We start from the raw sequence: 17,344 nt of genomic DNA on the forward strand, positions 1-17,344 counted from the left end.
GAGAACTCACGATGTCGGCTCCGGCGCCCTCTCCCGCCTCGAATACATCGCGTCCGCCGCGCGCGACGAACGGCAACGCGGGCCGCGTCGCGCGTTTTCTCGCGACGCGCGCGGGTCTTTCGCTGATCACGCTGTGGCTGCTGTCGGTGATCGTGTTCGCGGGCGGCCAGCTGCTGCCCGGCGATATCGGCCGCGCGGTGCTCGGGCCGCTCGCCGATGCGCGCGCGGTCGCCGCGCTCGATCATCAGCTCGGCGCCGACCGGCCGCTGCTCACGCAATACATCGACTGGATCACGCATTTCGTGCGCGGCAACATGGGGCTGTCGTACGCGTATCGCGAACCGGTCAGGCCGTTCATCGCCGATGCGCTCGGGCATTCGGCGAAGCTCGGCCTGCTCGCGTTCATCGTCGTCGTGCCGCTCGGCATCGCGGGCGGCGTGTGGTCGGCGATGCATGCGGGGCGCTGGCTCGATCGCACGATCAGCATCGCCGGTTTGTCGGCGACCGTGGTGCCGGAGTTCGTGTCGTCGATCGTGCTGATTCTCGTGTTCGGCGTGTGGCTGCGCTGGCTGCCCATCGAGGCCTCATCTCCGCCCGACGCGAGCGTGCTCGAACAGCTGCGCCATCTGGTGCTGCCGGTGCTGCCGCTCGTCCTCGTGTTCTTCGGCTACATCGCGCGAATGGCACGCGCGGGCACCGTCGAAGCGCTCGACGCCGACTACACGCGCACCGCGATCCTCAAGGGCCTGCCGCGCCACGTCGTGATCTGGCGGCACGTGCTGCGCAATGCACTGCTGCCGACGATCACCGTCGCCGCCACCCAACTCGGCTACATGATCGGCGGACTCGTGGTGGTCGAGACGCTGTTCCGCTACCAGGGCATCGGCTCGCTGATCTACAACGCCGCCAAGGCGAAGGATTTTCCAATGCTCGAAGCGGGCGTACTGACGATCGGCGTCGTCTATACGCTCGCGAATCTGGTCGCCGATGCGCTGCACGTGCTGCTCAATCCGCGACTGCGGGTGAGGACCGCCGAATGAATACGACCGTGCCGCCGGCTTCATCGACGCCACCAGGCTCGCCCGCGCCAGGCGCACCGGGCTCCGAGCCGCGTTTCCCGCGCCTCCTCCTGCTGCTCGGTTCGCCGACCTTCATCGTGGGCGCGCTGATCGTCGCGTGGTGGATCGTCTGCGCGATCGCCGGGCCGTGGTTCGTGCATCTCGATCCGTACGCGTCCGATCCGCTCAATTCGCTGACGCCGCCCGATCGCACGCACTGGTTCGGCACCGATCAGCTCGGCCGCGACGTATTCTCGCGCGTGATCGTCGGCGCGCGCGACATCCTGACGATCGCGCCGCTCGCGACACTGCTCGGCACCGCGGCGGGCACCGCGCTCGGCCTGGTGGTCGGCTACTTCGACGGCTGGGTCGACGATGTCATCGGCCGCATGATCGACGCGGTGCTCGCGCTGCCGCTCGTGATCGTCGCGCTGCTCGCGCTCGCCGCGGTCGGTGCGTCGAACTTCACGGTGATTCTCGTGATCGGCACCACCTTCACGCCGATAACAGCCCGCACCGTGCGCGCCGCCGTGTTCGCAGAGCGGCATCTCGACTATGTGGCCGCCGCGCAGCTGCGCGGCGAACGCGCGCCGTACATCATGTTCGCGGAGATCCTGCCGAACGTGCTGCCGCCGATCGTCGTCGAAGCAACGGTGCGGCTCGGCTATGCGATCTTCGCGGTCGCGACGCTGTCGTTCCTCGGCTTCGGCATCCAGCCGCCGTCGGCCGACTGGGGGCTTGCGCTGTCCGAGTCGTACACGTTGATGGCGGGCGGCGCGTGGTGGACCGTCGTGTTTGCGGCGGGCGCGATCGCGTCACTGGTGGTCGGCGTCAATCTGATCGCCGACGGCGTGCAGGGAGTGCTCGACCAATGAACGGCCCACCGCCCTCCTCGTTCGCGGCGTTCGACGTGTCGAAAAGCGATCGCACCGATGCGCTGACCGTGGTCGGCCTGACGGTCACCTACCGGATCCGCGGACGCGATCGCGAAGTGCTGCAGGACGTATCGTTTCGCGTGCGACGCGGCGAGGCGTACGGGCTCGTCGGCGAATCCGGTTGCGGCAAGTCGACCGTGGCAATGGCGACGCTGCGCTATCTGCCACGCAATGGCAAGGTGAAGGCCGGCAAGATCGTAATCGCCGGTGAGGACGTGCAGAAGCTGGGTGCCGACGCGCTGCGCAGCATGCGTGCGACGACCGTCTCGATGGTCTACCAGGACCCGGGGCGCGCACTGAATCCATCGCTGACGATCGCCCGTCAGGTTTCCGAAGCATTCGAGGCGGCCGGCGTCGCGCGCGACGAGGCGCTGCAACGCACGCTCGAGATACTCAAACGCGTCCGCATCGCGGCGCCCGAACGCGTGATGAACAGCTATCCGCATCAATTGTCGGGCGGCATGCAGCAGCGCGTCGTGATCGCGATGGCGCTCGCGTCGAACCCCGCGCTGCTGATTCTCGACGAACCGACTACCGGCCTCGATGCGACCGTCGAAGCGGAAGTGCTCGACCTCGTCGCACGGTTGCGCGAGGAACTCGGCACCGCGGTGCTGTTCATCAGCCACAACCTCGCGGTGATCGGCCGCATGTGCGAACGCGTCGGCGTGCTGTACGCGGGCAAGCTGGTCGAGGAAGGCGCGACCCAGGACGTGTTCGCGCGGCCGCGTCATCCGTACACGGTCGGGTTGCTGCGCTGCCTGCCGACGGCCGGACGCAGCAAGGACAGCGAGCGGCTCGATACGATCGCGGGCGGCCTGCCTCTGCCGGGCTCGGTCACGCAGGGCTGCATCTATGCGGAGCGCTGCCGTCTCGCCGACGAGCGCTGCCGCCGCGACGCGCCGCCGCCCTATCGCCTCGGCGCCCGGCATGGCGATCAGATGGCGCGCTGCCACTATCACGAGCGTGCGATCGAACTGCCGCGTGCGACATCGAGCGCGGCGCCGGTGGCGGCCGCATCATCCAACGCGGCGCCGCGCGCGCCCTCTGGGCCGGTCTTGCGCGCCCGGAACCTGTCGAAAACATTCCACGTATCGGGCGTCCCGCTGCGCGCGGTCGACGACGTGTCGCTCGAACTCGCGAGCGGCGAGACGCTCGGCCTCGTCGGCGAATCGGGCAGCGGCAAGACAACGCTCGCGCGGCTGCTGCTCGGCCTGCTCGCACCCGATGCCGGCAGCGTGCTCGAACTCGACGGCGCCCCGCTCGCCGCGCGCGTCACGCGACGCAGCGACGAGCAGCTGAAATCGCTGCAGATCGTGTTCCAGAATCCGGACTCGGCGCTCAATCGCGCGCATTCCGTCAAGCGGCTGATCGGCCGTGCGCTCGCGCGCTTCACCGCGCTGCGCGGGCCCGAGATCGACGCACGGCTCGCCACGCTGACGGACGCCGTGCGGCTGCCCGAGCGCTATCTGGACGCACGTTCACGCCAGCTTTCGGGCGGACTCAAGCAGCGCGTCGCGATTGCGCGCGCGTTCGCCGGCGAACCGCGCGTCGTCGTGTGCGATGAGCCGACTTCATCGCTCGACGTGTCGGTGCAGGCCGCGATTCTGAACCTGCTCGCCGATCTGCAGCGCGAGCGCGGCGTCAGCTACGTATTCATCTCGCACGATCTGCACGTGGTCCGCTATGTGTCGGATCGCATCGCGGTGCTCTACCTCGGCCGGCTGCTCGAAATCGGCCCGGCGGCGGCCGTGTTCGATGGACCGCAGCATCCCTATACCGAGGCGCTGCTGTCCGCCGTGCCGACGCTGCCGGGCGACGGCGCGTGCGGCGAGGTGCATCAACGTACGCGTATCCGTCTCACCGGCGAGTTGCCCGGGCCCGGCGCGATGCCGTCGGGCTGCGTGTTTCACACGCGCTGTCCGCGCAAGCTCGGCGCGATCTGCGAGCAGCAGGACCCGCCGTTTCTCGAAGCGGACGACGCCGCCGATTCGTCTTGCGCGCACCGGATTCGCTGCCATATTCCGATCGCCACACTTCGCGAGCTACAAAGCGAGCCGCGCGACGACAACGCGAGCGACCCAACGAATGGCGGCACCTCCGACGATGCGTCGGAAAACGCCAGCTAGCGTCGACTCGAACCTCATCGACGCACACCGCCCCTCTTAACGAATCCCGCGTCGGAACACGCTTTTGCGTCCGCGCGTTTCATCGTCGCAACGTTTTGAGGCGTTTTTCCAGCGTGCGCATCGCACATCCCGATATCGCCCGTGTCGCTTCAAGGCTTTGCGACGCGTGGCATGGATATCGCTAAATTAGCGGCCAGAGATTCGAAGCCAAACCGGGCGCGCAACGCCGCGCATATCCGCACGACGAGCGTCACCACGCGATGGCGCGACCTCGCGCGATCAGCACGGCAGCGACGCACGGACAACTTCGACACAACGGACCGGGGGTTCGACAAGACCCGCGTGCAGACAGGTTGGCCGGCGCTGGGGCAGCTCGCGAAGGCGGCAGCGAGGTACCGTCCTTCGCTCTGGAGACGCGCGACGAAGAACGGAAAATCAGATCAGTACTACTGTGCAATGATGCGCGGCGCGGTGGTCCTCGCGAGGGTCGCGGTGTTGGCGGGCGGGACCGCGTACGGGGCGTCGACGGACGTGATCCCTCGCTGGATTGTGCTGGCCGACGCGTTGCGGGTGCAACCCGGCGATTCAACGCCGCTGCTGCTCGCGCAGAACGACGGCGCGGCAACCGGCGCCGAGGCTGGCACGGCCACGGCCGACGACGATGCCGCCTCGGTGTTCGCGCCGACCGGCTGCGGCGGGCTCGGCGGTCCGGGCTGCGGCCGGCTCGGCGGCGGCAGTGGCAACGGCAGCGGTAATGGCGGCGCGGCGGGTTCGAGCAATAGCGGTGCTGGCGCAAGCGGCAACAGCGGCGCCGGGGCGGCGGGTTCAGGGAGCGGAAGTGGGAGTGGCGGTGCGGGCACGGGCGGTAAGGGAAATAGCGGTAGTGGTGGTGGCGGTGGAAGCGGAGGCGGAGGCGGAGGCGGAGGCGGAGGCGGAGGCGGAGGCGGAGGCGGAGGCGGAGGCGGCGGAGGCGGCGGCGGTGGCGGCGGTGGCGGCGGTGGAGGCGGTGGAGGCGGTGGAGGCGGTGGAGGCGGTGGAGGCGGTGGCGGCGGTGGCGGCGGTGGCGGCGGTGGAGGCAGCGGCGGTGGAGGCAGCGGCGGAGGAGGCAGCGGCGGAGGCGGAAGCAGCGGCGGCAGCGGGAGCGGCGGCTGCGGTTGCGGAGGCTTCCAGCGGTGGCCCAGGTGGCGGCTCCAGCGGTGGCCCTAGCGGTGGTTTCGGCGGTGCGAATGGTGGTGGCTTCGGTGGCGGGTTCGGCGGAGGCTTTGGCGGAGGCTTCGGCGGCGGTCACGGAGGCAAGGGTGGCGGCAGCGGCGGCAGTGGCAACGGTGGCGGGAACGGGCACTAGGCGTCGCCCGTTGCCCCGGGTAGGGAGCCCCCGCGCCCTACCCGCCGGCGACATGTCCCGGCATACTGTCCGCTATCCGCTGGCAACGGCGGTGATGTCCCGATCCCCCGGTCGGGCGTCACCGCCGGAGGCCGGTCGGAGCGGCCCGCCCGCTTTCGGCGCGCGCTGACGGAATGGCTCGGAGAGTGCGCGAGCTACGCCTCGCGCCATCGCGCGAACCGCACCGCGAGCGGCGGGAACACAACCTCCATTGCGTGCGAGTGTTATGGAACCAATCCGAGACGACCGCCTCATATCAAATTCATCGTTCGATATGAGGGCCCACAACATGCATAGAAGCGTCCCCCCCGCCGCGACCCGCACGGCAGCCGCCGTGCTGACCGCTGCCGCCCTGGGCCTCGCATCGCTCGCCAATGCGCAAACACCCGCGCAGCCAATGGCGCAAACCTTGTCGCAAGCGGCACCACCGGTCGACCCGAGCTTCTCCGCCTACTCGCTCGTCCAGAGCTGCAAACAGCGCCACGACAACGTCGCGCAAGGGCAATGCGTCGGCGCGATCCGCGGCATCATCCACGGTTATCAATACGGCGTGCTGTTCCTCTCGCAACGAGCAACCCTCCCCGCCAACGAAACGCAGCGCGTGTCGCTATGCCTGCGCGACGTGGCGGTGTCGTCGATCGTCGACGACTTCCTCGCCGATGCCGCCCAGGTGCCGGACGACGCGCTGCAGCACACCCCCGCCGAAGTCGCCGTGCTCGGCTCCGTGCATCAGCACCATCCCTGCACCTGAACGCCGCCTCAGCGCGAGCGGCGTCATCGACGCCCACAGCGCTTCGAGCCTCGCGCGCCGCCGTTGCGCAACGGACGGCGGCCGCGCCGGCGCTTACAACATCTCCAGCGCACGCTTGCCGCGCGGCGGCGTGAAGTACGCGTCGAGCGCGGCGAGTTCGCCGGCTTCCAGCACCAGTTGCGACGCGCGATGGTTGTCGCGCACATGCTCGACGCGCGCCGCCTTCGGAATCGCGCACACATTGGGCTTGCCCAGCACCCACGCGAGCGCCACCTGAAACACCGAGACGCCGCGCGCGTCGGCGATATCGTCGAGCGGCGAGCGTTTCGGCAGCCGCGCATGATCGACCGGGCTGTACGCCATCGCCGGCATGCCGCGCGCGGCGAGCCACGGCAACAGATCGAACTCCGGCCCGCGCCGCGCCACGTTATACAGAATCTGGTTGGTCGCGCACGCGTCGCCGCCTGGCGTCGCGACGAGTTCTTCCATGTCGTCGGTATCGAAGTTGCTGACGCCCCAATGACGGATCTTGCCCGCGCGCCGCAGCGCCTCGAAGCCGTCGACGGTGTCCGCGAGCGGCACCGAACCACGCCAGTGCAGCAGATACAGATCGAGCCGGTCCGTTTTCAGACGCTTCAGGCTCTGCTCGCACGCGGCGATCACGCCGCGCCGGCTGGCGTTGTGCGGATACACCTTGCTGACCAGAAACACCTTGTCGCGCAAACCCGCGAGCGCTTCGCCGAGCAGTGACTCGGTCGCGCCGTCGCCGTACATTTCGGCGGTATCGATCAGCGTCATGCCGAGTTCGATGCCGCAGCGCAGCGCATCGATTTCCGCCGCGCGTCGTGCCCGCTGCTCGCCCATTTCCCACGTGCCCTGCCCCAGTGCTGGCATGCGCTCGCCGCCCGGCAGGCTCACGCTTGCGATCTCGCTCGTCATGCTGACTCCTCGAAAGTGGCTCGATCCAGATGCGAAACGCTGGCCCGCCGCCTCATCACGCAACGCACGCTACTAAAAACCTGGCGACGAGTTTAGCGGCTCCGCGGCCTCACGACGGCGCGCCTGGCAAAAGCCAGCTATAACAGGACGCGCCGATGTTTTAAAATTGCCGCTTGCCCATCTTGCGTGAGCCCCATGACCTCTGCCTCGGAAGACCGCTGGCGCGACCTGCGCCCGGACCCGGAAAACGACACGCCGCTCTATCTGCAACTTGCCCGCAAGCTCGGCAGCGCGATCCACGAAAACCGCTGGAACGCCGGCGAGGCGCTGCCTTCGGAGCGCGTGCTGTCGGAGGCGCTCGGCGTGTCGCGCATCACGTCGCGCAAGGCGATCGCGCTGCTCGTGGAGCAGGGTTTGATCCGCCGCACCCAAGGCGCGGGCAGCTTCATCACGCCGCGCTACGAAGATCCGTTGTCGCGTCTGTCGAGCTTCAGCGAAATGCTGCGCCGGCGCGGCTTCACGCCGAGTTCGAAGTGGCTGTCGCGCGAAATCTCGCCGGCCAATCGCGACGAGGTGATCCAACTGGGGCTGTCGCCGGCCGCAGCGGTCACGCGGCTGCGGCGGCTGCGGCTCGCCGACGGCATCGTGATGGCGGTCGAGAATTCGACGTTCCCGGCCGCGGTGATTCCCGATCCACAGGCAATCGGCGATTCGCTGTACACGTATCTGGAGAATCGCGGACTGACGATCGTGCGCGCGTTGCAGCACTTCCGCGCGGTGAACGCGAGCGACGAGATCGCGCAGCAGATGAGCATCGCGCCGAACGAGGCGTTGCTGTTGATCACGCGCGTGGGTTATACGGCGGATCAACGCGCGATCGAACTGACGGACACGTACTGCCGCAACGATTACTACGACTTCGTGGCGGAGTTGCGAAAGTAAGCGGCGACACGGTGGGCGGTCAGGTACGCCGCGTTCCCAACCTGAACGCGCCGCCCGCTCCAACCGTCACGTCCACCGGGCTTCGTGCGCGCCGATGCGCGTCGGCGGCAGCGCATAAAACGCAGGCGTCTGCTCCAGTTCCTCCGCCGGCAGCACGCCAAGCACCCGCCCGAACTCCGATTGCACGCTCGCGACGCAATCGCGCACATCGTCGAGCGACACCTCGGGCGCCTGCTGCCCATCGGCCAGCAGCCCGAACGACCGCAGCCAACGCCCCGTCTGCGCAAGAGACACCTTCACATGCCAGCTGCCGCCCTCGCGAGCGCGCCGCGCGAGCGCGACCATCGCGCCGAACGCGGCCAGATAGCCGGTCGCGTGATCGAGCGCCTGACACGGCAGATGCCGCGGCTCGGCTGAACCCGCCGCCGCGCGCTCGGTCCACGCGATGCCGCTCGCCGACTGCACCAGACTATCGAAGCCGCGTCGCTGCGCCCACGGCCCTGTGTGCCCGTACGCGCACACCGAGACATAGACGATGCCGGGCCGCAGCCGTGCCAGCTCGTCCGGCCCGAAGCCGCGCGCCTCGAGCGCGCCCGGACGATAGGCCTGCAGGAACACGTCGGCATCGCGCGCGAGTCCGCGCAACGTGTCGCAGCCTGCCGCCTCGCGCAGATCGACGATTGCCGAACGCTTGCCGCGGCCGTTGTCGATCACGAGCGGCGCGATGTTCGGCAGATGCGGCCCGTTGATCGTCAACACGTCCGCGCCATGATGCGCGAGCGCGCGGCCGGCCACCGGTCCCGCGATGATCCGCGACAGATCCAGCACCCGCACACCTACGAGCGGGCGGTCGATACCGGGGTCAGCGTCAGCGGCGGCGTGGCGCGGTGGCTCGGCCGGGGCGTCGCCGATGCGCTCGATCTCGAACAGCGGCAAGCGCGCGATCGCTTTGGCCTGCTCGAGCGCGGCCCATTCGTCGGGCGTGCGAATCAAGGCGGCGCACAGGCCCGCGTCGGCGAGCGTTTGATCGAGCGTCGCGCCCTCCCAGCCGCGAATCGCGGCCGCCACCGAGGGCCGCCCATTGTCACAACCGAGCACCTCGAGCACGCCCTTCAAGTGATGCGCGAAATTCGTATGCAACTGGATCCAGCGGCCGTCGCCCGTTTCATAGAAGCCGGTGACCGGATCGCGCAGCGCGGGCGGCGGCCCATCGTCGATCCGCAAATAGCGTTCGCTGCGAAACGCCGCCAGCGCGCGACGCATCTGCACCGACACCTGTTGCAGGCGAGCGCTGCGCAAGCGCCAGTATTCGGCGGCGGCGAGGCCCGTCGCGGCGATGGTCGACGCCGCGAGGCTGCCGACACGGTAGACCGACGGCAAGCCGGGATCCGCGCCGGCGAGCGACACGGCGTGCAGCGCGACCGGATCGCAGCCGGCGAGGGTCCAGATGTGCTTGAGGGCGAGTTCGGGCGTCATGGGATCGGGCGCGCTGGCCGCGCGGACAGGAAGCAGGTACACCGAGTCTAAATTTGAGCCTTGCGGCAATCAATCTTGATTATGATAATCAACATATATTGATTTCTTCGGTTTATACGCACTTTTATGCCAGCCCCGATTTACCTGAGCGCCGCCGAAGCGGCCGCAACGCTCGGCGTCAGCTTGCCGACGCTGTACGCGTATGTAAGCCGAGGCATGCTCGGCTCGTCGCCGGATGCGCAAGGCAGGCATCGGCTCTACGATGCCGCCGAGGTGCGCCGCCTCGCGCGTCGCAAGGCGGACGGCAAACGCGCCGGCAAGGTCGCGCAGAAGGTGCTCGACTGGGGCGTACCGGTGCTCGAATCGTCGATCACGCTGGTCGCGGACGGTCGGCTGCTGTATCGCGGGCACGATGCGATCGAGCTCGCGCGCAGTGCGTCACTCGAAGACGTCGCGGCGCTGTTGTGGGAATGCAGCGCGCGGCGCATCGCCGATGCGCCCGTCGTGCCGCTCGCCCCCGCGCAATGGGCCGCGTGGCTCAAGCTGTGGAGTGACAGCGCGCCGCTCGATCGCGCGCTGGTGCTGCTGCCGGCCGCCGCCGCGCAGATGCCGCGCGTGTGGGCGCTCGGCCGCGATGCGCAGCTCGACACCGCGTGCGCCGTGATGCGGCTGCTGGCCGCCGCGATGCTGACGGCGGCGCCGTCGAACGAACCGCTGCATCGGCAGATCGCGACGGCCTGGCGGGTGCGCAGCCGTCAGCAAAGCGGACTGCTGCGCGCGGCCTTGGTCGCCTGCGCGGATCACGAACTGAACGCGTCGACGTTCACGGTCCGTTGCATCACGTCGACGGGCACGCACCTGTTCGGTGCGGTCGCGGGCGGGCTCGCGGCGCTTTCTGGGCCGCGTCACGGCGGCGAAACCGTGCGCATCGCCGCGCTGCTCGATGAGGCGTCGCGCTCGCCCGAGCTGGACCGCTATCTGGCGAACCGTCTCGCGCGCTACGAGCACGGCGCGCAAGGGCCGGTGCTGTCGGGCTTCGGTCATCCGCTCTATCCGGACGGTGATCCGCGCGCGCGATCATTGCTGGCGATGCTCGCCGACTGCGCGCCAGCCCGCTCGCCGCTCAACGAGGTGCTGCAGGTCGCGCGAGCGGTGCGCGACACGACCGGCGCGGAGCCGACGGTGGATTTCGCGCTTGCCGCGATCGAGCGCGTGCTCGCCTTGCCGAGCGGGGCCGCGTTCACGCTGTTCGCGCTCGGGCGGGTGGTCGGCTGGATCGCGCACGCGATGGAGCAGGCGCGCGATGGCCGGTTGATCCGGCCGCGGGCGCGGTATATCGGGGAGTATGAGGCGGGAGGTGCTGCGTAGGGACCAGGAAGAGGCGGCTCGCCGTTCGCCCTGCATCAGACCACGCCCGGCCGACGCGCCAGCCAGGCCGGCATCGGCCAGCCGAATAGCAGCGTCGGCAACCGGCGTTCCGAGCCGCTCGCCAGCGCAAAACACGCCCCGGCCCGCCCGGCGCTGATCCATGCCACCGATCCACGCGCCAACTCGATCGACTGCCCCTCCGCCAGCCAGTGATCCTCATGCTCGCCCTCGACGGTCAGCCAGACGTTGCCGCTGATCACCTTGAAAATCGTCGGACGCGCAACCCGCCAGGCCCTGACGGGCTCGCCATGTTCCAGCTCGAAAACTCGCACTTCTCGCATCGCCGTTCTCCTCGATGAACTTTCTGTTGTACCGATTATTGACGTGCGATGATCGGAGACACATGCACAGTTCCGAACACTTTCATCGGAACTGTTCAGTCAAAAAACCGAACAGTTGGCATGGCTCGCGCGGCGCAGGTTTAAAACTTTCGCGTTCGCAGGCCGGCGACAGAAGGCAAGCGTATGAAACTCGAAATCCAGCTCGATCGGGACAACGGCGTGCCGCTGACCGAGCAGATCGTCGCGGGCGTCTCGGCGTGGATCCGCTCGCGCAATGCGCATCCTGGCTCAAAGCTGCCGTCGATCCGCCAGTTCGCCGCCGACTTCGACGTAAGCCGCTTTCCGGTGATCGAGGCATACGACCGGTTGGTGTCGCTCGGCTATGTCGACTCGCGCCACGGCTCCGGCTTTTACGTCGCCGATCGCCAACCGACCGACATGCGCTGCCAGGGCACTTCGGACCCGCGCCGCGCCGATGTCGAGTCGGACCATCTGCTCGAGCAATTCAACTTTCCGGGCGAAACGCTGAAGCTCAGCACCGGTTTCATCCCCGAAAGCTGGCGCGACATCGATGGCATTGCGCAGGCGATCCGCCACGTGTCGCGAACCGATCCGGCTAGCATGGTCGAGTACGCGACGCCGCTCGGCAACCCGGTCTTGCGCGAACAGTTGCGCGGCCGCATTGGCCAGTTGGGCATCCAGGCAGACGCATCGCAGATTCTGATCACCAATGGCGCGAGCCAGGCGTTCGATCTGCTGGTGCGCTACATGCTCAAGCCAGGCGACACGATCTTTGTCGAGGACCCCGGTTACTACAACCTGTACGGCCTGTTGCGCCTGCACGGCATGAAGCTGATCGGCATTCCACGCACCGGCAATGGTCCCGACCTCGACACGATGCAGGCGCAACTGAAGCTGCACCGGCCCAGATTGCTGCTCATCAACACCGTGTTCCACAATCCGACCGGCACCACGGTCGCACCGCAGGTCGCATTCCGTTTGCTGCAAATGGCGCGAGAGCATGGCTTCCAGATCATCGAGGACGATATCTACGCGGATTTTCAGACCGAGCTCACCGACCGCCTGGCCACCCTCGACCAACTCGAACAGGTGATCTACATCGGCGGATTGTCGAAAACGCTGTCGTCTTCGCTGCGGGTCGGCTACGTGGTTGCGAGTCACGCGATCATCAAGGACCTGGTCGACATCAAGATGCTGACGAGCATCGGCTGTTCGCGCTTTGCCGAAGCGGTGGCGGTGTCGATGCTGGAGCGCGGCGCATATCGCAAATATCTGGAGCGACTGCGCCGCCAGATGCGCGGCGCGCTCGGCTCGACCGTCCAGACACTCGAAGATGCCGGCTGGGAGATCTTCGAAGAACCAGCGGGCGGCAAGTTCGTGTGGGCACGCGTGCCGCATGTCGCGGACGCCGAGCGGCTCGTTGAATGCGGCGTGCCCCTCGGAGTGACGGTGCTGCCTGGACAACACTTCAGGCCGAACCGGGAGGTGAGCCCGTGGATCAGGATTCATGTGGCGTTTGGCAACGAGCCACGGGCGCAGGCGTTTTTTCATGCGGCGGCGCAGTTGCCGCCTGATGCGTGAACACGGCGCGGAGCGCGGCCGTGACGCAGCGCCGACACCCGCGCAACGCTGCGCCGCCCGCTGCGCCGGGACCCGCTTTTCCCTAGAATAGCGAGTCCCAACCCGACCGAGCGCGCCCAGCCGCCTCATATGTCCACGACGCCGCCTCCGCCCGCCCTCGCTCCCGATATCCCCTCGGGTCCTTCGCCCCGCTCGCTGACCGTGATGCTGTGGCTGGTCGCCACCGGCTTCTTCATGCAGACGCTCGATTCGACGATCGTCAACACCGCGCTGCCCGCGATGGCGACAAGCCTCGGCGAACTGCCGCTGCGCATGCAATCGGTGGTGATCGCCTACTCGCTGACGATGGCGGTGATGATCCCCGTGTCCGGCTGGCTCGCCGACAGACTCGGCACGCGGCGCGTGTTCTTCAGTGCGATCCTCGTGTTCGCGGTGGGCTCGTTGCTGTGCGCGAACGCGCATACGCTGAACCAACTGGTGCTCTTTCGTGTTCTGCAAGGCGTGGGCGGCGCGATGCTTCTGCCGGTTGGGCGGCTCGCGGTGCTGCGAACCTTCCCGGCTGAGCGCTATCTGCCGGCGTTGTCGTTCGTGGCGATTCCGGGGCTGATCGGACCGTTGATCGGACCGACGCTCGGTGGCTGGCTCGTCAAGATCGCGTCGTGGCACTGGATCTTTCTGATCAACGTGCCGGTGGGCATCGTGGGCTGCATCGCGACGTTTATCTTCATGCCGGATAGCCGCAACGAACACACGAGCAAATTCGACCTTGGCGGCTACCTGTTGCTGGTGGTGGGCATGGTGGCGATTTCGTTCGCGCTCGACGGCCGCACCGAGTTCGGCATTCAACATGCGACGGTGCTGGTGCTGCTGATTCTGAGCATGGCGTGCTTCGTTGCGTATGGGCTGCACGCGGTGCGCGTGCCCGAGCCGATCTTCCCGCTCGATCTGTTCAAGATCCACACGTTTAGCGTTGGGCTGCTCGGTAATCTGTTCGCGCGGATCGGCAGCGGCTCGATGCCCTACCTGATTCCTCTGCTGTTGCAGGTGAGCCTCGGCTATAGCGCATTCGAAGCCGGGCTGATGATGCTGCCCGTGGCGGCCGCGGGCATGGCGACGAAGCGCCTCGTGACGAAGCTGATTCTGAAGTACAGCTACCGGCGCGTGCTGATGGCGAACACGATTCTGGTCGGTCTGATGATGGCGAGTTTCGCGCTCACGAGCACGCATCAGCCGCTGTGGCTGCGGCTCGTGCAACTGGCGATCTTCGGCGGCGTGAACTCGATGCAGTTCACCGCGATGAACACGTTGACGTTGAAGGACCTCGGCACCGGCGGCGCCAGCAGCGGCAATAGCCTGTTTTCGCTCGTGCAGATGCTTTCGATGAGTCTCGGCGTGACGGTGGCCGGTGCGTTGCTGACAACCTTTACCGGCATCATGCAACGCGCGACTGGCGCCAATTCGCTGCCCGCGTTTCATGCGACGTTCCTCTGTGTCGGCATCATCACCGCATGCTCGTCATGGATCTTTGCGCAGTTGTCGCCGGAGATTCGCACGCCCGCGAAAAAGACCGATCCTTCGGAGCGAACTTGAAAGCCGCACGAGCCAGGACGACGCATCCTCGTGCAGTCGCGAACGGATTTCCGGGCATCGCTCCGCGCGCGCCGCACGCAGCACGCTTGCACAGCGTCGCCGACCCGCAACAGGGCGCGTCCCGCACCAGCGAAGTGCGCGTTATCGCCTTCGTACCGCGGCGGGCGCACAACGATTTCCTCGGAGCATTGCTGGTGGACGCTCGAGCTTTGTTCGAACACGCGCATAGTTCTTGCTCGTCTATCCTGTAAACTCTTGGTCTGCGCGCGCGAACTCCTGCCTGGCCCAGCAAGCGCCGCCATTTCCACACGACTGACACGATGAGCATGATCGAACTCGATCCTCCCGGCTTCCAGCCACCACGCCCGATGGCCGGCGACGAAGGCTCCCGGCGTACCGTTCTCTATGGCGGCTACACCGTTTTCAGCGTGTTTCAGCCGGTCTTTTCGGTATCGCACCGGCGCGCGATCGGGTATCACGCGTCGCTGCGCGTGCACGACGAGCATGAGCGGCAAGTGCCCTCGCACGAAGTCTTTACGCAGGCCGCGCGACGCGGCGATCTGCTGGAACTCGGACGGCTGGCCGAATCGCTGCACCTCGGCAACTTCAACGCATTCGACAGCCACGACGAATGGCTCTTCCTCAGCCTGCATCCGGCCGCACTGATGGACACCAGCTACGGCGACGCGCTGCTTGCCAGCCTGAAGGCGCTCGGCCTGCCGCCGCAGCGCGTGGTGCTCGAAGTATCCGAACAGGCTGGCGGCGAAACCACGCGCTTCGCCGAAATCGTCGATTCGCTGCGCAAGGCCGGTTTCCTGATCGCGCTCGACGGCTTTGGCGCCAAGCATTCGAACATCGACCGGGTGTGGAATCTGCGGCCGGACATCGTCACGCTCGACCGCTGCATCCTCGCGCAAGCGAGTGAACACTCGCATATCGAGCGCGTGTTGCCGGGCCTCGTCTCTCTGTTGCACGAGTCTGGGCAACTGGTGCTGATGGGCGGTCTGAGCACCGAACGTGATGCGCTGATCGCGCTCGAATGCAATGTCGACTTCGTCCAGGGCGCATTTTTCGCGGGTCCGAGCGTCGAACCCGTCAAGCCGCAAGTTGCCGCTGGCCTGATGGATTCGCTCTCCGCTTCGCTGCGCGAACGCGTTGCCGCTCGAGAGAAAGCGCAATCCGCGCGGCTCGCGCCGTATGTCACGGCGCTCGAGGCAGCCGCCGCGCAGCTGGTTGCCGGGGAATCGATCACGCAGGCGACCGCACCTCTGCTCGCGCTCGGAGAAACGGCGCGCTGCTTTGTTTTGGATGGTTCGGGGCGGCAGATCGGCGACAACGTGCTGCCGCCGGGGCGCACATCGCAACGCGCAAAGCGCTTCAGCCCGCTGCTGCATTCCGAAGGCGCGAGTTGGGAGCGCCGCCCGTACTTCATTCAGGCGATGCGTCAACCGGGGCGGGTTAATCTGACGCCGCCGTATCTGTCGATCAACGAAGCGCATCTGTGCGTGACCGCCTCGATTGCCGCGCACACGTCGCATGGTACGCAGGTGCTATGCGTCGACATCAACTGGGAAGTCGCGGCTCACCGTAACTGACGCCCCCGGATGGTCCTTGATGCGGGCAAGCAGTTCCGTGACCGCATCACGGCCCAGCATCCGGTTGGCCGCCTGCAGATGCGCGGCGCTGGTCAGGATGCGCAGCGAGACGATTTTCGCCGAAAGGTCCGTTTTGCCATCCGTCACCACGTCGATTAACCCGACGATCTCGCCGTCGCAGAACAGTGCGATGCACACCGCACCCGCCATCGACACCACCTCCGCATGGCTCGCCTGTTGCGCGAGCGATGTGACTACAGCCATCCACTTCGGACCTGAACCCGGTTCGCGGTCGCGTTGCGCTTCGGTTTCAGGCGTTGGCCCTTGTGCTCGAAGGGCCGGGTTGGCTGTGGGGAACGGAGGGGGCGGAGCGTACAAAGGTACGTCGCTGATCAGTTGCGGCGCATCGCTGAAAAGCTGTAGCAGGCCCGCCCGGTCTTGCGCTTCGAGCGCCGCGCGCAAACGCTCGACGATTCGCCCATGCACCGCCGGATCGGGCCGCTCCAACGGCGCCCCCGCACGTCTCAGACGCTCCTTGGCGCGATGAACCATTTGCCGGCAAGCGGCCGGTGTGCGCTCGAGAATCGAGGCGATTTCCGCATAACCGCACTCGAACGCTTCATGCAGGACAAGCGCCGCACGTTCGTCTGGTTTCAGATGTTCGAGAAGCAGCATCACGCCGTACGACATATCTGCCGCTCGCAACGCCAACTCCTCCGCCGATGGTGCGACCTCGTCGAGCCACGGCTCCGGCAACCAGCCGCTAGCCTGTGACGCACGCTCGCGCTGTGCATGCCGCAGACGGTCGATCGCCGTGCGCGTGGTGAGCGTGGTGAGCCACGCGACCGGCGTTTGCACCGCCTGCGTATCGGCCAGGTGCCATTTGAGCCAGACATCCTGCACCACGTCTTCGGCCTCCGCGCGACTGCCGAGCATCCGATATGCGAGTGCCAGCAGACGGGCGCGCGCGGCCTCGAAACTGGATGCCTTGTCGATTCCCTGTTCCGTCATGCGTAGACCTCCCGATGGTGCGTGGTGAAAAAGCGGCTGCATACCGGTGGCATGGCTCAGGCGCGCGTCATGCTCGGTATTCCTGAGCTTGACGCATGGGCAACCGGTGATGTGACAGCGCGGCGCAAAAAAATTCGCTGTCACAACCTGTCACAACGCCAGCGGCTGCTTCGTCAAATGAGCAACAACCGGCGCATGTCACGCGGCTTCTGATCCGCGGCGGCCT

The 17,344-nt window shown here is 67.1% G+C and carries 16 protein-coding genes; 11 read left to right on the forward strand and 5 right to left on the reverse strand.

Features of this window, described 5'->3' with window-relative positions; genetic code table 11:
• Nucleotides 1–11 precede the first annotated feature (11 nt).
• From OKW37_RS19480 to OKW37_RS19490, 3 genes are read left to right on the forward strand one after another with little or no spacing between them, the layout of a single operon-like run.
• Nucleotides 12–1,040: an ABC transporter permease gene (locus tag OKW37_RS19480; protein ID WP_184058192.1), complete on the forward strand. Its 1,029-nt coding sequence runs from the start codon at nucleotides 12–14 to the stop codon at nucleotides 1,038–1,040.
• On the forward strand, nucleotides 1,037–1,933 hold the full coding sequence (locus OKW37_RS19485) for an ABC transporter permease (RefSeq protein ID WP_184051565.1): 897 nt from the start codon (nucleotides 1,037–1,039) through the stop codon (nucleotides 1,931–1,933). The genes OKW37_RS19480 and OKW37_RS19485 overlap by 4 nt, the downstream gene beginning before the upstream one ends.
• Nucleotides 1,930–4,119 carry an ABC transporter ATP-binding protein gene (locus OKW37_RS19490; RefSeq protein WP_429404648.1) on the forward strand — a complete coding sequence of 730 codons (2,190 nt, stop codon included), beginning with the start codon at nucleotides 1,930–1,932 and terminating at the stop codon, nucleotides 4,117–4,119. Before OKW37_RS19485 ends, OKW37_RS19490 begins: the two co-directional genes overlap by 4 nt.
• A gap of 446 nt (nucleotides 4,120–4,565) precedes the next feature.
• On the opposite strand, the gene OKW37_RS19495 is transcribed toward OKW37_RS19490, so the two are convergent.
• Nucleotides 4,566–4,922, reverse strand: a complete 357-nt coding sequence (locus OKW37_RS19495) for a hypothetical protein (protein WP_429404646.1) — start codon at nucleotides 4,920–4,922, stop codon at nucleotides 4,566–4,568.
• An 80-nt stretch (nucleotides 4,923–5,002) separates the two neighbouring features.
• Here OKW37_RS19495 and OKW37_RS19500 point away from each other — a divergent pair, with 80 nt between their 5' ends.
• On the forward strand, nucleotides 5,003–5,464 hold the full coding sequence (locus OKW37_RS19500; RefSeq protein ID WP_429404644.1) for a hypothetical protein: 462 nt from the start codon (nucleotides 5,003–5,005) through the stop codon (nucleotides 5,462–5,464).
• 328 nt (nucleotides 5,465–5,792) lie between these two features.
• On the forward strand, nucleotides 5,793–6,254 hold the full coding sequence (locus OKW37_RS19505; protein ID WP_090801594.1) for a Rap1a/Tai family immunity protein: 462 nt from the start codon (nucleotides 5,793–5,795) through the stop codon (nucleotides 6,252–6,254).
• Nucleotides 6,255–6,347: 93 nt separating this feature from the next.
• On the opposite strand, the gene OKW37_RS19510 is transcribed toward OKW37_RS19505, so the two are convergent.
• Nucleotides 6,348–7,193, reverse strand: coding sequence for an aldo/keto reductase (locus OKW37_RS19510; RefSeq protein WP_187616348.1), 846 nt, complete (start codon nucleotides 7,191–7,193; stop codon nucleotides 6,348–6,350).
• Between the two features lie 195 nt (nucleotides 7,194–7,388).
• Between OKW37_RS19510 and OKW37_RS19515 the strand changes: the two genes are divergently transcribed.
• Complete coding sequence (locus OKW37_RS19515; protein WP_013090333.1) at nucleotides 7,389–8,135, forward strand: GntR family transcriptional regulator; 747 nt, start codon at nucleotides 7,389–7,391, stop codon at nucleotides 8,133–8,135.
• A gap of 66 nt (nucleotides 8,136–8,201) precedes the next feature.
• Here OKW37_RS19515 and OKW37_RS19520 read toward each other — a convergent pair whose 3' ends face one another.
• The gene (locus OKW37_RS19520; RefSeq protein WP_429404642.1) at nucleotides 8,202–9,611 is read right to left on the reverse strand and encodes a CoA transferase; all 1,410 of its coding nucleotides are present in this window, start codon (nucleotides 9,609–9,611) and stop codon (nucleotides 8,202–8,204) included.
• Between the two features lie 126 nt (nucleotides 9,612–9,737).
• Between OKW37_RS19520 and OKW37_RS19525 the strand changes: the two genes are divergently transcribed.
• Nucleotides 9,738–10,979: a citrate/2-methylcitrate synthase gene (locus tag OKW37_RS19525; protein ID WP_429404640.1), complete on the forward strand. Its 1,242-nt coding sequence runs from the start codon at nucleotides 9,738–9,740 to the stop codon at nucleotides 10,977–10,979.
• A 35-nt stretch (nucleotides 10,980–11,014) separates the two neighbouring features.
• Here OKW37_RS19525 and OKW37_RS19530 read toward each other — a convergent pair whose 3' ends face one another.
• A complete protein-coding gene (locus OKW37_RS19530) occupies nucleotides 11,015–11,320 on the reverse strand; it encodes a DUF2917 domain-containing protein (RefSeq protein ID WP_429356061.1) in 306 nt (101 codons plus the stop codon).
• 183 nt (nucleotides 11,321–11,503) lie between these two features.
• On the opposite strand from OKW37_RS19530, the gene OKW37_RS19535 reads away from it, so the two are divergent.
• The 3 genes from OKW37_RS19535 (at nucleotide 11,504) to OKW37_RS19545 (ending at nucleotide 16,107) form a co-directional block, all read left to right on the forward strand.
• Entirely contained in the window at nucleotides 11,504–12,922 is a 1,419-nt protein-coding gene (locus OKW37_RS19535; RefSeq protein ID WP_184058205.1) for a PLP-dependent aminotransferase family protein, read from the forward strand.
• A gap of 129 nt (nucleotides 12,923–13,051) precedes the next feature.
• A complete protein-coding gene (gene mdtD / locus OKW37_RS19540) occupies nucleotides 13,052–14,512 on the forward strand; it encodes a multidrug transporter subunit MdtD (RefSeq protein ID WP_429404638.1) in 1,461 nt (486 codons plus the stop codon).
• A 320-nt stretch (nucleotides 14,513–14,832) separates the two neighbouring features.
• Nucleotides 14,833–16,107 (forward strand): EAL domain-containing protein, encoded by a 1,275-nt coding sequence (locus tag OKW37_RS19545; RefSeq protein WP_090801603.1) that lies wholly within the window; start codon nucleotides 14,833–14,835, stop codon nucleotides 16,105–16,107.
• Here OKW37_RS19545 and OKW37_RS19550 read toward each other — a convergent pair.
• Entirely contained in the window at nucleotides 16,063–17,118 is a 1,056-nt protein-coding gene (locus OKW37_RS19550) for a sigma-70 family RNA polymerase sigma factor (protein WP_429404635.1), read from the reverse strand. The genes OKW37_RS19545 and OKW37_RS19550 overlap by 45 nt on opposite strands.
• 24 nt (nucleotides 17,119–17,142) lie before the next feature.
• Here OKW37_RS19550 and OKW37_RS19555 point away from each other — a divergent pair, with 24 nt between their 5' ends.
• Complete coding sequence (locus tag OKW37_RS19555; protein WP_184058213.1) at nucleotides 17,143–17,331, forward strand: hypothetical protein; 189 nt, start codon at nucleotides 17,143–17,145, stop codon at nucleotides 17,329–17,331.
• The last annotated feature ends 13 nt before the right edge of the window (nucleotides 17,332–17,344 follow it).

Source organism: Paraburkholderia sp. MM5482-R2 (assembly GCF_050436125.1).
GTDB classification, from domain to species: Bacteria; Pseudomonadota; Gammaproteobacteria; order Burkholderiales; family Burkholderiaceae; genus Paraburkholderia; species Paraburkholderia tuberum.

Coding starts and splice junctions, on each gene's coding strand:
- OKW37_RS19480 (WP_184058192.1), top strand. CDS start 12: ATGTCGGCTCCGGCGCCCTCTCCCGCCTCGAATACATCGCGTCCGCCG.
- OKW37_RS19485 (WP_184051565.1), top strand. CDS start 1,037: ATGAATACGACCGTGCCGCCGGCTTCATCGACGCCACCAGGCTCGCCC.
- OKW37_RS19490 (WP_429404648.1), top strand. CDS start 1,930: ATGAACGGCCCACCGCCCTCCTCGTTCGCGGCGTTCGACGTGTCGAAA.
- OKW37_RS19505 (WP_090801594.1), top strand. CDS start 5,793: ATGCATAGAAGCGTCCCCCCCGCCGCGACCCGCACGGCAGCCGCCGTG.
- OKW37_RS19510 (WP_187616348.1), bottom strand. CDS start 7,193: ATGACGAGCGAGATCGCAAGCGTGAGCCTGCCGGGCGGCGAGCGCATG.
- OKW37_RS19515 (WP_013090333.1), top strand. CDS start 7,389: ATGACCTCTGCCTCGGAAGACCGCTGGCGCGACCTGCGCCCGGACCCG.
- OKW37_RS19520 (WP_429404642.1), bottom strand. CDS start 9,611: ATGACGCCCGAACTCGCCCTCAAGCACATCTGGACCCTCGCCGGCTGC.
- OKW37_RS19525 (WP_429404640.1), top strand. CDS start 9,738: ATGCCAGCCCCGATTTACCTGAGCGCCGCCGAAGCGGCCGCAACGCTC.
- OKW37_RS19530 (WP_429356061.1), bottom strand. CDS start 11,320: ATGCGAGAAGTGCGAGTTTTCGAGCTGGAACATGGCGAGCCCGTCAGG.
- OKW37_RS19535 (WP_184058205.1), top strand. CDS start 11,504: ATGAAACTCGAAATCCAGCTCGATCGGGACAACGGCGTGCCGCTGACC.
- mdtD (WP_429404638.1), top strand. CDS start 13,052: ATGTCCACGACGCCGCCTCCGCCCGCCCTCGCTCCCGATATCCCCTCG.
- OKW37_RS19545 (WP_090801603.1), top strand. CDS start 14,833: ATGAGCATGATCGAACTCGATCCTCCCGGCTTCCAGCCACCACGCCCG.
- OKW37_RS19550 (WP_429404635.1), bottom strand. CDS start 17,118: ATGACGGAACAGGGAATCGACAAGGCATCCAGTTTCGAGGCCGCGCGC.